We start from the raw sequence: 15,126 nt of genomic DNA, 5'->3' as shown, positions 1-15,126 counted from the left end.
TTTTCTTTCATCAGTGTGACCTCATGAAACTGGACCGCGTCCAGATTACACAGTTTCGTAATCTTACTTCCGTATCACTTTCTCCTTCACCAGCGTTGACTATCATTAAAGGCGTGAATGGGAGTGGAAAATCCTCGTTAATCGAAGCACTTTATTACCTGGGCTTTGGACGTTCTTTTAGAACAAATAAACACAGTTCGGTTATTCAAAATGAGAAGGACAGCTTCAGTGTTTTCGCGTCATGCAAAACTGAAGAAGGGGATGAATTAAAGCTAGGTTTTCAACGAAGTAGAAATGAGACATTCACCTGTAGTATTAACGGTGAACATTCAAATAAGTTATCAGATTTAGTTAGCTTGGTACCACTTCAACTTTTTACTCCGCAGAGTACTGACCTTATAATTGGTTCGCCTTCCGAGCGTCGACGTTTTTGTGATTGGGGATTGTTTCACGTGGAACATCAGTTTCAATCACTTGCTAATCAGTATGGTAAATTTTTAAAACATAGAAATGCCTTACTGAAACAGCAGGCAAATTTAAGCGCACCACAAAATCAATATTGGGAGTCTCAGTTCTCAGAACTAGGTGAATCTCTATCGGCTACGCGTCAGGAATATGTGGATACCCTTACGCCTATTTTTAAGCAATATGCGCAAGAATTTCTTCCTAACTTCGATGTGGAATTAAGTTACTATAAAGGGTGGGAAAAAGATGTCGGTTTATCAGAAAGCCTAGTTAAAAAACGTGAGTATGATGGTAAAATAGGACATACCTCTTCTGGGCCCCATAAAGCCGATTTAAGGCTTAAAGTGAATGGAGTAAACGCCCAGGAGCTTTTATCGAGAGGGCAGCTTAGAATGGCTGTGGCAGCGCTTCAAATGTCACAGACTAAGCTATTTAATAAGGCAACGCAGCGTAAAAGTATCTTTTTACTTGATGATGTAGGTGCCGAACTAGATGCCGATAAAAGAGAACAATTTATTGATGGGTTGCTCAAAATGGATACGCAGGTTTTCGTTACTGCAATAGAATCCACGCAGCTCGCTTTTATACAAAAATACAACGAAAAGAAAATGTTTCACGTGGAACATGGAAACGTGAAAGAGGAGTAAAAGCTAGTATGTCAGCAGAGAACAACTACGACTCGTCCAGTATTAAAGTACTTAAAGGATTAGATGCCGTAAGAAAGCGTCCTGGTATGTATATCGGTGATACTGATGATGGTACCGGATTACACCACATGGTTTTCGAGGTGGTCGATAACTCTATCGATGAAGCACTTGCTGGACATTGTTCTGAGATTACTGTGCTCATTCACAGCGATGGCTCAGTATCTGTGTCTGACGATGGACGTGGTATACCAACTGAAATGCACCCAGAAGAGGGTGTGTCTGCAGCTGAAGTTATTATGACGGTTCTTCACGCCGGCGGTAAGTTCGACGATAACTCTTATAAAGTATCGGGCGGTTTGCACGGTGTAGGTGTATCAGTAGTAAATGCACTTTCAAGCCGTCTGAAGCTTCGTATTCGTCGCGGCGGTAAAGCGCATGAACAAGAATATCATCATGGTGTTCCACAGGCGCCACTAGCCGTAACAGGCGATACTGACAAAACGGGAACTATGATCCGTTTCTGGCCAAGTTCAGACACCTTCACAGATACGCTTTACCACTACGATATTCTTGCTAAACGTCTTCGTGAACTATCATTTTTGAACTCTGGTGTGTCTATTCGCTTGAAAGACGAACGCGATGGAAAAGAAGACCACTTCATGTACGAAGGTGGTATCAAAGCTTTCGTTGAGTACCTAAATGAAAAGAAAACACCTGTTCACCAGAAAGTGTTTCATTTCAGCAGTGAACAAGAAGACGGTATTGCAGTAGAAGTAGCGATGCAATGGAACGATAGCTTCCAAGAAAACGTGTTCTGTTTCACCAACAATATTCCTCAGCGCGACGGCGGTACTCATTTGGCGGGCTTCCGTGGAGCGTTGACGCGTACATTGAATAACTACATGGAAAAGGAAGGCCTGAACAAAAAGGCTAAAACGAATGCCAGTGGTGACGACGCGCGTGAAGGTCTAACCGCGGTTATTTCCGTTAAAGTACCAGATCCGAAATTCAGCTCACAGACTAAAGATAAGCTTGTATCTTCTGAAGTTCGTCCAGCTGTCGAATCGGCAATGAATGAAAAGCTAGCAGAGTTCTTATTAGAAAACCCTGCAGAAAGTAAAATTATTGCGGGTAAGATTATTGATGCTGCTCGTGCTCGTGAAGCTGCACGAAAGGCCCGTGAAATGACACGCCGTAAAGGTGCGCTAGATTTGGCTGGTCTGCCGGGTAAGCTAGCTGACTGTCAGGAAAAAGATCCTGCACTTAGTGAATTATACATAGTGGAGGGTGACTCTGCGGGGGGTTCAGCTAAGCAGGGTCGTAACCGTAAAAACCAAGCTATTCTGCCGCTTAAAGGTAAAATCCTAAACGTTGAGAAAGCGCGTTTTGATAAGATGCTTTCTTCTCAGGAAGTTGCGACGCTTATCACGGCACTAGGTTGTGGTATCGGTCGTGACGAGTATGACCCTGAAAAATTACGCTATCACAGCATCATTATCATGACCGATGCTGACGTAGATGGTTCTCACATTCGTACGCTTCTACTCACATTTTTCTATCGTCAAATGCCTGAAATCATTGAGCGTGGATATGTATATATTGCACAGCCACCGCTATACAAAGTGAAGAAGGGTAAACAAGAGCAGTATCTTAAAGATGACGATGCGCTAATTAACTACCTAACATCAATCGCAATTGACGGTGCGTCTTTGCACACCAGCGATAAAGACCCAGGTATTAGTGGTGTAGGCCTTGAAAACCTTGTTAAGCAGTACCAATCGGTAGAGAAGATGATTGCACGTATGAAACGTCTTATGCCTGCATCTATCCTCTACAGAATGCTTTACACGCCTACGCTAAACCTTGAAGACCTTAAAGATGAGTCTGCACTAGAGCATGTGGCGAAACACTTCGTAGAGCAGCTTACAGAGCGCGAAAACGATGGTGCTACATACCGTTATGAAATTCGCACTGATGCTGAGCTTAGCGAGTACTACATTACAATCATTATGCGTATGCACGGAATTGATTATGAGTACATTATCGATCATGAGTTCATCGAGTCGTCGGAATACCAGCGTCTTAAAGAGCTTAACCTTGCCATTAACGACATGATGGGCAAAGACGCCTACATTCAGCGTGGCGAGCGTAGACAGCCAGTTGAGTCTTTCAAAGAAGCACTAGAGTGGCTAATGAACGAAGCGAAACGCGGCCAATACATTCAGCGCTATAAAGGGCTAGGTGAAATGAACCCTGAGCAACTCTGGGAAACCACCATGGATCCTGAAAGCCGCCGTATGCTACAAGTTACCATTGAGGATGCCATTGGTTGTGACCAGCTGTTCACTACATTGATGGGTGACCAAGTTGAGCCTCGTCGAGAGTTTATCGAAGCTAACGCGCTGAAAGTGGAAAACTTAGACGTGTAGAGCTTTTATTTATTTGAAAAAAGCGACCAACGGGTCGCTTTTTTTTTGCCTAAGCTCAGGTGAATTACTCGTACAAAACAGAGAACTTTTTATTGGCATTGAACGTGAGGCAAGAGTCTTTACAATGAAAAAAGCTTGGTGAATGCCGCTACTACTACACGGCACTCAAGTCTAAACTTTAGAAACAACCAGAGCGACTTCCCCCGCACTTGCTGCTGTTGCTGTAAAGCGATAGGTGCCAGTTGAGGAGGGGGTAAATTGCAAGTTCTCTGAGCCCTGTTCACAGACTAAATAAACAGTGGAGCCTAACATTACAGGCTGCCCTTTATATTTGCCGCCACAGCTTTGTGAGGGCGTCCATTTTGCATCGGACAACCTAAAATCATAAGGTTGTCCGTCGGCTATGAGTTCAACGTCCACTGTCCAGCCTGAATTTGATCGTTTGAACTTGTAACTTGGGTCAGCCTCCCACCAGTTAAATACACCTCTTAGGAACATGTTTTCGAATTGAATGCGAGGCACGTCCGGTGCTATTTCTGGAATTTTAAAACTTCCACTGCTTGAGCATGCTGAAAGTGCTATGCACATAGAAGCAATAGTTAGTAACTTTTTCACAGCGTCTCCATTTATAAAAAAAGCCCAACGTTAAGGCTGGGCTCTTTGTTTTTCGCGGCATAAAACCGCATTAACTCTTACTAGCCTACGACTTCGCGAGAATAGATATATCTGCGGTAGTAAGGAAAAGTTGCCTTAAAAGCGACAGTAAAGCAAGTCGGTTATTTTTAACCGCTTCGTCATCAGCCATAACCATTACGTTATCGAAGAAGTTATCGATTACATTACGTAAGGTTGCAAGCGCAGTAAGAATACGCGTGTAGTCCTGTGAAGGAACAGCAATATCAACTTCTTTCTGTGCGGCTTTCAGCTCAACGTAAAGCGCTTTTTCAGCTTCTTCAGCTAACAGTGACTCATCAATATTCACTGTGTCTGTCACTTCAACGTTCTGCTTAGCAAGGATGTTTGCAACACGCTTGTTAGCGGCAGCTAGCGCTTCGGCTTCTTCCAATGCTCTGAACTTATCTACCGCATGAACTCGGGCTAAGTAGTCAGCTGGCTTAGTAGGGCGACGAGCAGCAACGGCCTGAATAACGTCAATGGCGATAGCTTGATCTTGTAGGAGCGCAGTAAATCGACCCAATACAAAATCAACAACCTGAGATTGTGTTTCTGCATTCGTTAACTTATCGCCATACACATCGATAGCTTTGCTTACTAACGTTTCAAGATCTAGCGGCAGTGACAGCTCAGTGACAATACGTAATATACCGATAGCTGCACGACGAAGCGCAAATGGGTCTTTATCACCCTTAGGTAACTGGCCAATACCAAAAATACCCACAAGAGTATCTAGTTTGTCAGCAAGCGCGACCGACGCGCTAACGCCTGAACTAGGAAGTGCGTCACCAGCAAAACGCGGCATGTATTGTTCATACAGTGCTTCTGCAACGGGCGCATCTTCACCGTCGTTTAGCGCATAGTATTTACCCATAACACCTTGAACGTCAGGGAACTCCATAACCATGTTCGACATCAAGTCGGTTTTAGCTAGAAGACCTGCTCGTGCAGCTTGTGTTTCATTCGCATCTATTTGCGACGCGATAAACGCCGATAGGGCAGATATACGCTCAGACTTTTCTTTTAGCGTACCAAGCTGTTTTTGGAACAACACGGTTTCTAAGCTTTCAAGGCGGCTTTCTAATGTCGTCTTTTTATCGCTGTTAAAGAAGAACTCAGCGTCTGCAAGACGAGGGCGGATAACCTTTTCATTGCCAGAAATAACTTGAGACGCATCGCGACTTTCGATATTCGTTACGAATAAGAAAGTGTTTGAAAGTGCACCATCGCTATCTAGCAGCGGCACATATTTTTGGTCGTCTTTCATGGTATAGATAAGCGCTTCTTTCGGTACTGCCAAGAAAGCCTCATCAAAACCAGCTTGAAGTACAACCGGCCACTCTACAAGTGACGCGATTTCTTCTAGTAAGTCTTCATTATAGTCTGGCTTAAGCGACAAGCTTTGCGCTGCGTCTTCAAGCTGCTGACGCACTTTATCTTTACGCGCCTCAAAATCTGCCAGCACATATTGTTGCTCTAGGGCAGAGGCGTAATTGTCAGCATGATCCAGTTCAAAGCGACCTTCGCCGTGGAATCGGTGACCCTGAACAACGCGGCCGCTTGTTAGGCCCAATACAGAAACGTTAACCACTTCGCTTCCGTAAAGCACGCAAAGGGTGTGAACCGGGCGTATAAACTGAGTGTTGTAATTACCCCAACGCATTGGCTTTGGAATAGGTAGCTTGCTTACCGCTTGGTTTATCAGCCCTTCTAGAAGCTCTGCAACTAATTGCCCTGGAACGTGGGCTTTATGAAGTAACCACTCTCCTTTGTCAGTTACAAGGCGTTCTGCGTCAGCAACGTCAATGCCGTTACCGCGAGCCCAACCTTGTGCTGCTTTAGTGGGATTACCGTCGGCGTCAAACGCGGCTGATACTGCTGGGCCGCGTTTCTCTACTACTTTGTCAGCCTGACCTTCAGCAAGACCTGAAACATAAACGGCTAAGCGGCGAGGGGCTGCAAACCAGCTGACTGAATCAAAGCTTAAGTCAGCTTGCGTAAGCGCAGCTTCAAACTGCGTGGCGAAGGCTTCACCTAAAGACTTAAGCGCTTTTGGTGGGAGTTCTTCAGTACCTAATTCAACTAAACAATTTTCTGTACGCACGCTTATGCCTCCTTGTTACATAGTGGGAAGCCAAGTGCTTCACGTGCTTGGTAATAGCTTTCTGCACACGCTTTGGCTAGCGTTCGAACGCGAAGAATATAGCGCTGGCGTTCGGTCACTGAGATAGCATGACGAGCATCAAGCAAGTTAAATGCGTGTGACGCCTTCATAACCTGCTCATAGGCAGGAAGTGGAAGGTTGTTTTCGATAAGCTTTTTGCTTTCTGCTTCACATTCGTCGAAGGTTCTAAATAAAGCTTCAACATTGGCGTGTTCGAAGTTATACGTCGATTGTTCTACTTCGTTTTGATGGAACACATCGCCATAGGTCACTTTGCCCATAGGGCCGTCAGTCCAAACCAGGTCGTAGATACTATCGACACCTTGAACGTACATGGCGAGTCGCTCTAAGCCGTAGGTAATTTCGCCGGTAACAGGCTTACACTCTAGACCGCCTACCTGCTGGAAGTACGTAAACTGAGTTACTTCCATGCCGTTTAGCCACACTTCCCAACCTAGACCCCATGCACCAAGCGTGGGTGATTCCCAGTTGTCTTCTACGAAGCGAATGTCATGAACCAGCGGATCGAAACCTAACTCTTTCAAAGAGCCCAAGTACAACTCCTGAATATTGTCAGGTGAAGGCTTAAGCATTACTTGGAACTGATAGTAATGTTGTAAGCGGTTTGGGTTCTCACCGTAACGACCATCGGTCGGTCTACGGCACGGTTGAACATAGGCGCTACTCATTGGCTCTGGACCTAAAGAACGTAGGAACGTCATAGGGTGAAAAGTACCGGCACCCACTTCCATATCCAGAGGCTGAATAATAACGCAGCCCTGACGCGCCCAATAATCTTGAAGCGCAAGGATCAACCCTTGAAAGGTCTTAATATCGTATTTCTGCATACATCCGCTGCTTATTAGTTATCTGACTTAAAATAAAGGTGGGATAGTATACAATTTGTGAGGCATAGTATGTAGGTGTAAAGGGTGAAAAAACGTCACGAATAAAGCCAATATGCCACTTCACAACAAGGATTTAATCTTAAGCCATGCCCAATCAAACAAAAATAGAAAAAAATATGCCTTTGCATCGCTGCGGTTGGGTAAGCAGCGACCCTATTTATTTAGCGTATCATGATAACGAATGGGGGGTACCCGAGCTAGATAGTCGCGCGTTGTTTGCTAAGTTATGCCTCGATGGACAGCAGGCTGGTTTATCTTGGCTGACCATTTTGAAAAAACAGCAGAATTTTGAACAGGCATTCTACCAGTTCGACCCTGAGAAAATTTCGAAAATGGGCCCCGATGATGTCGACAGACTTATGCAAGACAGCGGCATAATCAGAAACAAGCTCAAAATAGAGTCGGTTATCAAAAATGCCAAGGGTTTTTTAGCTATTGAAGCGTCGCAGCCATTCAGTGATTTTATTTGGCAATTTACAGATGGACGTACGGTCATTAATGCGTGGGAAGACTTCAGGCAAGCACCCACATCAACTGATGCGTCTAAAGCAATGTCAAAAGCACTTAAAAAGCACGGATTTAATTTTGTAGGTGAAACGATTTGCTATGCTTTTATGCAAGCTGTGGGTATGGTCAATGACCACGAAGTAGGGTGTCATTGTTACGAACGTACCTGCGAGCTCGCGATAAAGTGACATAGGCAAAGGTAACCGGGTTAAAAAAATGGCCGACTACATACTGTACTCGGCCATTTTCGATATTGATTGCATTAGTTTTTATCTTTTAAATCAGCGTCGCGCTTACTCGTTATTTAGTGGCTACGAGTGTCTCACAATACGCCTTCAGCGGTGGTAATTCGTCCAGCACCTTAGATTCGTATTCCGATTCAATCTGCTCGCGAGCGATATCTTGCTTTCTTCGCTCATTCTTAGGTAGCTGTTGCCTTGCTTCTAAAATCGCAAAACCGCTTACCTCTGTGAATAGTGCATGAATGTTGGGATACTGCGCTTTAAAATCAGGCGGAGTACTTATTGGAAGCGCGTTAAGCAAGTTCACGATGCGAATTACGCCTTCTGACAAATCACATTGCTGCTGCTCCATCGCCTTAGCTATTACTATAATACTGTCGGTTATAGTGGCTACGCGCGACTGCCTTGCCGCTTCTTGTCGCTCTTTTTGTTGTTTTAACATAAACAGCAGTTTGCCTGCGTAAAAACCTAGCGCAAGAATAATTAGTAGCGCGATGCCTGAAAGTACTGCCCAAAGCATGACTCTTTCCCGTTTTTTATTAGTGCTTAAAGTCGTCGATATTAATAGCGTCTAAATCATTAAACGGATCCATATCGTCGTCTTCATCATCCTCTTCTACTATTCCTAATAGATCACAAAGAATGCGGTGGCGTGCCATTTTCTCGTCGACATAAGCTTGTTGCTCACGGGTGAGCGGTTTATCGTCGTCAAGTTTGTCGAGTAAATCTGACAAGCGTTGATCTGCTTCAAGCGCTGCCAGTTCTTGGGCTGGTGTGGCGTACTTTTTCTTTTGAGCAGGGGTGGGCGTCACTGCTTTTACAAGCTGAATAGGCTTTTTACTGCCGTGGCGCGGATCTTTATTCTCTGCACTCTTTTTGCCCGTCACTTTTTTCTGTTCAACATTGTGGCGATTACCAGCGGGCTTACCTTTATGCTTTTTAGGGCGAGGCGAGTCTGATTTACGGTTTTCGCTTGGTTTAAAGTCAGGATCTTTACGAACGCCGATTAGGCCGACTTTACGTGATTTCTTTGAACGTGCCATAATTTCCAAATAACAAAGAGAGTGAAAAAACAGCGCTATTATAGCGCGAATTAGTGTCTACGTATTGATCTTTGGGTATGCAGTGCAAAATCAATACGGGGAACATAAAGTATTACGGGAATTTGTTTCAGCGCTTTCTCAATAGAACGACATCGCTGGCAGGAAAAGTGACATCATAGCCATCTCGTTGTGCCAAATATTGAAAGGTTGCTTCGCTGAAAAAGCTAACGTGGGTGACGTCGTTTTTATAGTGCCAATTTGCAAACCTGGCTTTATCAAGTACGCGCTTGGTCATGATGGCAAGAACGCCACCAGAAGCTACAAGTTTGTTAAAAAGCGCCCATTCCACATGAGGGGCGTGAAAGTGTTCTATAGCCTCTGTACATGTCACTATGTCATAGCTTTGCTCAAGTACCGATAAGTTGTGTGCATAGAAGGGATCGTACATATTCATCCTAACGCCTTCTTCTTCCAGCATACTTGCTAAAACAGGCGCAGGGCCACAGCCAAAGTCTAGTCCTCGGAGTTCACCAAATTTCATGTCTTTTATAAAAGGTGTAAGTGGCGTTAAAACCTTTCCTAAAAACTTTCGATACCCTTCGTCTTCAAAGCTATTCTCGTGAAGGTCATACTCCTGCTTTTCTACTTCTTTAGATGGCAAGAATTCAGGAGAAACATAAACGAGTTTGCATTGATTGCATTGGAGGTAATCGCGCTTTTTATCTGAGTGATAGTGAGATGGCGCGTTAGCGCTTTTGCATAAAGGACAGTACATAGGAAAGTGAACAATAATAAGGGGCTTAAAAAAGAAAAAGGTGATGGTTCTCACCATCACCTTACATTGTATGAGTGTCAGATGACACCTCTCCCGTTATACACTTCTATGTGTATTTTGCTTCCCTAGCCGTGCTCCCCTTATTTTTATTGTTAGCAGAGCTGTATTGTTGTTTTTGGCCCTCGTGGCTCTTTATCCCGTCTTCCATGCTGCATTTTTATTATTATTCTTGTTATTTAGCTTGTAGCTTTTCAAAGGCACCTACAAACTACGCCGTTAGATTACACGAATAATTTCAAAATACAACTTTTTCGGTAACAAATTTTTAACAACAATGTGCAAAAACGGTAATGCTTAGTGTAAGCCCGCGATATAGTTAGATAAAATCTCAATATCTTCGTCGGTTAATTTCATCGCAATATCACGCATCATGCCATTCATGTCATTGTGACGTTGGCCTGAACGGAATGCTTTCAATTGAGCTGCAGTGTAAGTTGCATGTTGACCGCTGATATCCGGGAAACCTGCTAAGCCCATGCCGTTGCCCTTAGGACCGTGACACGCGATACATGCAGTTACGCCTCGAGACTCGTCGCCACCTTGGTACAATGCACGGCCAGCTTCAACGTATTGCTCTGGTGTTTCACCCGCCTTTGGCTCTTGGCTTGAGAAATAAGCGGCTAGGTCTTTCATGTCTTGCTCTGAAAGTGGGGCAGCCATGCCGTTCATCACAGCATTGTTACGACCTTCCTCGCCACCTGTTTGAGAGGCAAGTTTAAATTCGGTTAATTGCTTAACAATGTACTTCTCATGCTGGCCAGCAATCTTTGGGTTCATGTCAATCATGCTGTTGCCATCAGGGCCATGACAGGCTGCACATACTGCAGATTTCGCTTTACCTGCCTCGGCGTCGCCTTCTGCCATAGCAGTTGCGCTTAAACCTAAAGACATACATACCAACAAACACAGTTTTTTCATAATAAATCTCTTAAATGGATCCAACGGCTCGCGTGATATACGTGATATCATGCGTATTTTACACATTTAACGCGTCAGAAAAACCTATTCCATGATAAAACTATGGTTTTTAGTTGGTTTATTCATTAAAAAACTGTAAACCGAAGGTTGAGACGCATGTGGAGGTAAGTCTAGATGTCGTATTACACCAAAGCAAAATTCTTTACGAGCGCACCTGATATTCGTCATTTAAAGAATGATACCGGAATTGAAGTAGCGTTCGCGGGCCGCTCTAATGCGGGTAAATCGAGTGCACTTAACACGTTAACTCGTCAGAAGAACTTGGCAAGAACCAGTAAAACACCGGGTCGCACCCAATTGATCAACGTCTTTGAATTAGAAGAAGACTTACGCTTGGTTGATTTGCCAGGATATGGCTTTGCAAAAGTGCCAGTAGCCATGAAAAAGAAGTGGCAGGCGTCACTTGGTGAATATCTTCAAAAGCGCAAGTCCCTTAAAGGATTAGTCGTTTTAATGGATATTCGTCACCCCTTCAAAGATTTAGACCAAGATCTTATCCATTGGGCAGTAGCGTCAAATATTCCTGTACTGGCATTACTTACTAAGGCCGACAAACTTAAAAGCGGTAAGCGAAAGGCACAGCTGTTAATGGCGCGTGAAGCTGCGATGGCATTTATGGGCGATGTTACCGTGCAAACCTTCTCGTCATTAAATAAGCACGGGTTACCCGAATTAGAGCGTATTTTGGATACGTGGTTTGGCTTAGATAAACAAGACGAAACAGAAGAGTCTGATAGCGAAGTACAGTAGCGCAATTCACCCTTACCGTTTGTGCTGATCTGACGTGCCCGATGGATAGGTATGATGGGGTGTTAGAAAAAAGAACGCCCCGCATAGAGCGAGGCGTAAACTGAGAGAAAACACATAAAAACCGTAGATATAGAGTCGTGATAAATAGAGAAGTTCAGAAAAATTAAAATAAAATTCGCTTTATTTTTTAAGTTATTGATATTTATGAATTATTTATTTTCCGCAGATATAAAAAAACCCCGACAAAACTGTCGGGGTTAAAGCAAAGGTTTGAAAACAGCTTTCTCACCTCTGTACCCTACATGTGTAATATTACAACAAAGCACAGAAAAGGCAAGGGTGTTATGTAATTAAATTACCAAATTTAATGAATATAACGCGCCTTTTAATGTAAAAACTGTAATCTAATTACCAAACTAGTGCGCTTCATCCCAGTTTTCGCCCACACCAGCCTCAACAACCAGCGGAACATTTAGCGTAGCTGCGCTTTCCATAAGAGCAGTAATAGTAGAGACATAGGTTTCCACTTTGTCTTCTTTTATTTCAAAAACCAATTCATCGTGCACCTGCATCATCATTGTCACATCATCAGATGCATTTTTTCTAATCCAGTCATCAACTTTGATCATCGCCATCTTAATAATGTCTGCCGCTGTGCCTTGCATAGGCGCGTTTATCGCTGCGCGCTCTGCGCCTTTTCTACGTGCACCATTACTGGCTTTAATATCAGGCAAATAAAGTCTGCGACCAAATACGGTTTCTACATAACCTTTTTCTTTCGCGCTCTCACGTGTTGAATCCATGTACTCAAGCACGCCTGGGTAGCGCTCGAAGTAAAGATCCATATATTTCTGTGCTTCATTACGTGGAATATTAAGTTGCTTCGACAACCCAAAGGCACTCATACCGTAAATTAAGCCAAAGTTAATCGCTTTTGCACTGCGACGCTGTTCAGTGGTTACTTCATCTAGTGGAACACCAAACACTTCAGACGCTGTAGCTTTATGAATATCTTTGCCATGTGCAAAGGCGTCTAATAGACCCTTATCACCCGAAAGGTGAGCCATTATTCGCAATTCAATTTGCGAGTAGTCGGCAGCGACGAACTTATTTCCTTCTCTTGGTACAAATGCCTGACGTACGCGGCGACCTTCCTCATTTCGGATAGGGATGTTCTGTAAGTTAGGATCGGTGGAAGAGAGTCGTCCCGTGGCGGTTACTGCTTGGTGATAAGAAGTATGCACTCGACCCGTACGATGATTGATCATCTTAGGAAGTTTATCCGTGTAGGTATTCTTTAGCTTGGTTAGGCCACGGTATTCCATGATCTTCTTCGGCAACGGGTACTCAAGCGCAAGTTCTTGCAGTACGTCCTCAGAAGTAGACGGCGCCCCTTTAGGTGTTTTCTTTATGATCGGTAGCGACATTTTTTCGAACAAGACATGTTGAAGCTGTTTAGTAGAACCTAAGTTGAATGGCTCGCCAGCTTCCTCATGTACTTCACTTTCAAGCTCGGCAATCCGGGTGGCAAGATCCTGGCTTTGCTGAAGCAGCCTTTGGCTGTCTATCAATACGCCTTCCTGTTCCATACGAGAAAGTACACAGGCTAGGGGAACCTCAACATCTATCAATAGATTTTTAAGCTCAGGAATTTCTTTCAACTTAGTCCAAATAGCGTTGTGTAAGCGAAGTGTGATATCAGCATCTTCTGCGGCATAAGGCCCTGCTTCTTCAAGGCTAATTTGATTAAACGTTAGCTGCTTTGCGCCTTTACCCGCAATCTCTTCAAAGTGAATAGTTTTATGACCAAGGTAGGCTAGGGCAAGCGAGTCCATATCATGGCGCTGCGCAGTACTGTTTAGTACATAGCTTTCAAGCATGGTGTCAAAGCCGATGCCGTTTAAGGTAATGTCATAGTTCGCTAACACATTTTTGTCGTATTTTATGTGTTGACCTACTTTGATCACGGTGTCCGATTCTAAAATAGGCTTTAATGCGTCTAATACAAATTCTCGTGATAGCTGGGCGGGTGCATCTGGATAATCGTGAGCAACAGGCACATAAGCAGCTTCACCTTCCTCTATACAAAATGAAACGCCAACTAACTCCGCATCCATGTAGTTAAGGCTGGTTGTCTCGGTATCAAAAGCGATGAGTTCGGCTTTTTCTAGCTTCGCTACCCAAGCGTTAAAACGCGCCTCATCAAGCACGGTCTCATACTTCGACTTATCTATTTCTACCGCTAAACTTTGTTCGGTATCTTCTACGCTGTCACTTTTGCTTTCGTCGGCGCTTGAATTGGCAGCTGAGGTATCTCCGCCAACTATTAGCGCGCTTACTTCTGCATGCCAGCGTTTGAACTCGTATTCGGCAAACAGATCGCGAAGTTGTTCGTTATCTGCCTGACACGGCATTAACGTCTCAACGTCGTAGTCAAGGTCAAGATCGATGCTGATAGTAGCTAGGGTATAAGATAGCCGAGCTTGCTCTTCGTATTCCTGCATTTTAGCCGCCATCGACTTACTGCCTCTAAACGATAGATCTGCAATTTTATCCAGGTTCTTATATATGTCGTCGATACCGCCAATACCGTTTAACAAGGCTTGAGCACTTTTATCACCTACACCAGGTACACCTGGAATGTTATCGACTTTATCGCCCTTAAGCGCAAGGAAGTCGATCACAAGCTCCGGTGGAATACCAAACTTCGTATTTACACCTTCGACATCCATCAGTTGGTTTGTCATGGTGTTGATTAAGGTGACATGTTCATTAACTAGTTGCGCCATGTCTTTATCGCCGGTGCTGATAAGGGTATCAATACCTTTTTCTGTGGCGTGTTTGGCTAACGTGCCAATCACGTCATCAGCTTCTACACCCGACTCAACAATAACAGGTAAACCCATTGCCTTAATGATGGCGTGCAACGGTTCGATTTGGCTTCTTAGCTCATCCGGCATCGGAGGACGGTTCGCTTTGTACTCTTTATAGATGTCATCGCGAAAGGTCTTGCCTTTAGCATCAAAAATCACCGCCATATGCGTCGGGTTGTATTGTTTGATCAAGCTTTTAAGCATGTTCACAACACCATAAATAGCACCGGTGTCTTGACCTTTTGAGTTGGTTAATGGTGGTAAACCGTGAAAGGCACGAAAAAGATATGACGATCCATCGACAAGAATAAATGGAGGCTTTTTAGAATCAGGCATAGATGGCGATTTTCCAATAGAGAATATGAGCGCAAGGATGCCACAGGCTAGGGCAGATCGCCATATCATGAAGGAACATTAAGGTCGATAGCGGATCGCATTTCGCCTGTGGATAACTTTGTGATCTAAAATTTTGGGCACAGTGATCCGGATGATCTTTGTCAAGTTAAAGATCACCTTTCAAATCAAGAAAAATAAGGGAATGAGACTTAGGTGTGAAAACAGCGTACCTGCTACTTACCATTCCATTTTATGTGGATAACTTGGTGTACGT

12 protein-coding genes are annotated in these 15,126 nt (G+C 44.0%); 4 read left to right on the top strand and 8 right to left on the bottom strand.

Translation table 11 applies throughout. From position 1 onward, the window contains the following. Positions 1 to 23 precede the first annotated feature (23 nt). Together recF and gyrB are read left to right on the top strand one after the other, a co-directional pair. Positions 24 to 1,112 carry a DNA replication/repair protein RecF gene (gene recF / locus MHN09_RS02145; RefSeq protein WP_101563203.1) on the top strand — a complete coding sequence of 363 codons (1,089 nt, stop codon included), beginning with the start codon at positions 24 to 26 and terminating at the stop codon, positions 1,110 to 1,112. An 8-nt stretch (positions 1,113 to 1,120) separates the two neighbouring features. Continuing rightward, positions 1,121 to 3,541 carry a DNA topoisomerase (ATP-hydrolyzing) subunit B gene (gene gyrB / locus MHN09_RS02140; protein ID WP_239238868.1) on the top strand — a complete coding sequence of 807 codons (2,421 nt, stop codon included), beginning with the start codon at positions 1,121 to 1,123 and terminating at the stop codon, positions 3,539 to 3,541. A 171-nt stretch (positions 3,542 to 3,712) separates the two neighbouring features. Here gyrB and MHN09_RS02135 read toward each other — a convergent pair whose 3' ends face one another. The 3 genes from MHN09_RS02135 to glyQ form a co-directional block, all read right to left on the bottom strand. Next, positions 3,713 to 4,156, bottom strand: a complete 444-nt coding sequence (locus MHN09_RS02135; protein WP_039234509.1) for a hypothetical protein — start codon at positions 4,154 to 4,156, stop codon at positions 3,713 to 3,715. Between the two features lie 85 nt (positions 4,157 to 4,241). Next, entirely contained in the window at positions 4,242 to 6,320 is a 2,079-nt protein-coding gene (gene glyS, locus MHN09_RS02130; RefSeq protein ID WP_239238866.1) for a glycine--tRNA ligase subunit beta, read from the bottom strand. A 2-nt stretch (positions 6,321 to 6,322) separates the two neighbouring features. Next, positions 6,323 to 7,228, bottom strand: a complete 906-nt coding sequence (gene glyQ / locus MHN09_RS02125; protein ID WP_014947716.1) for a glycine--tRNA ligase subunit alpha — start codon at positions 7,226 to 7,228, stop codon at positions 6,323 to 6,325. Between the two features lie 146 nt (positions 7,229 to 7,374). Here glyQ and MHN09_RS02120 point away from each other — a divergent pair, with 146 nt between their 5' ends. After that, on the top strand, positions 7,375 to 7,983 hold the full coding sequence (locus MHN09_RS02120; protein WP_187446856.1) for a DNA-3-methyladenine glycosylase I: 609 nt from the start codon (positions 7,375 to 7,377) through the stop codon (positions 7,981 to 7,983). Positions 7,984 to 8,095: 112 nt separating this feature from the next. Here MHN09_RS02120 and MHN09_RS02115 read toward each other — a convergent pair whose 3' ends face one another. The 4 genes from MHN09_RS02115 to MHN09_RS02100 form a co-directional block, all read right to left on the bottom strand. Continuing rightward, positions 8,096 to 8,557 carry a DUF2489 domain-containing protein gene (locus MHN09_RS02115; protein ID WP_039222303.1) on the bottom strand — a complete coding sequence of 154 codons (462 nt, stop codon included), beginning with the start codon at positions 8,555 to 8,557 and terminating at the stop codon, positions 8,096 to 8,098. A 19-nt stretch (positions 8,558 to 8,576) separates the two neighbouring features. Next, positions 8,577 to 9,080, bottom strand: coding sequence for a Der GTPase-activating protein YihI (yihI, locus tag MHN09_RS02110; protein ID WP_014947719.1), 504 nt, complete (start codon positions 9,078 to 9,080; stop codon positions 8,577 to 8,579). A gap of 127 nt (positions 9,081 to 9,207) precedes the next feature. After that, the gene (locus MHN09_RS02105) at positions 9,208 to 9,909 is read right to left on the bottom strand and encodes a class I SAM-dependent methyltransferase (protein ID WP_080986387.1); all 702 of its coding nucleotides are present in this window, start codon (positions 9,907 to 9,909) and stop codon (positions 9,208 to 9,210) included. A 300-nt stretch (positions 9,910 to 10,209) separates the two neighbouring features. Then, positions 10,210 to 10,833: a c-type cytochrome gene (locus MHN09_RS02100; protein ID WP_014947721.1), complete on the bottom strand. Its 624-nt coding sequence runs from the start codon at positions 10,831 to 10,833 to the stop codon at positions 10,210 to 10,212. 174 nt (positions 10,834 to 11,007) lie between these two features. Between MHN09_RS02100 and yihA the strand changes: the two genes are divergently transcribed. Next, entirely contained in the window at positions 11,008 to 11,643 is a 636-nt protein-coding gene (yihA, locus tag MHN09_RS02095; RefSeq protein ID WP_014947722.1) for a ribosome biogenesis GTP-binding protein YihA/YsxC, read from the top strand. A gap of 416 nt (positions 11,644 to 12,059) precedes the next feature. Here yihA and polA read toward each other — a convergent pair whose 3' ends face one another. Then, positions 12,060 to 14,852 (bottom strand): DNA polymerase I, encoded by a 2,793-nt coding sequence (gene polA, locus MHN09_RS02090; RefSeq protein ID WP_239238864.1) that lies wholly within the window; start codon positions 14,850 to 14,852, stop codon positions 12,060 to 12,062. Between the last annotated feature and the right edge of the window lie 274 nt (positions 14,853 to 15,126).

The sequence above is a fragment of the Alteromonas sp. MmMcT2-5 genome, assembly GCF_022348315.1.
Classification (GTDB): Bacteria; Pseudomonadota; Gammaproteobacteria; order Enterobacterales; family Alteromonadaceae; genus Alteromonas; species Alteromonas macleodii.
Note: the sequence above shows the minus strand (reverse complement) of the source record. Positions and strands in the feature narration are given on the sequence as shown.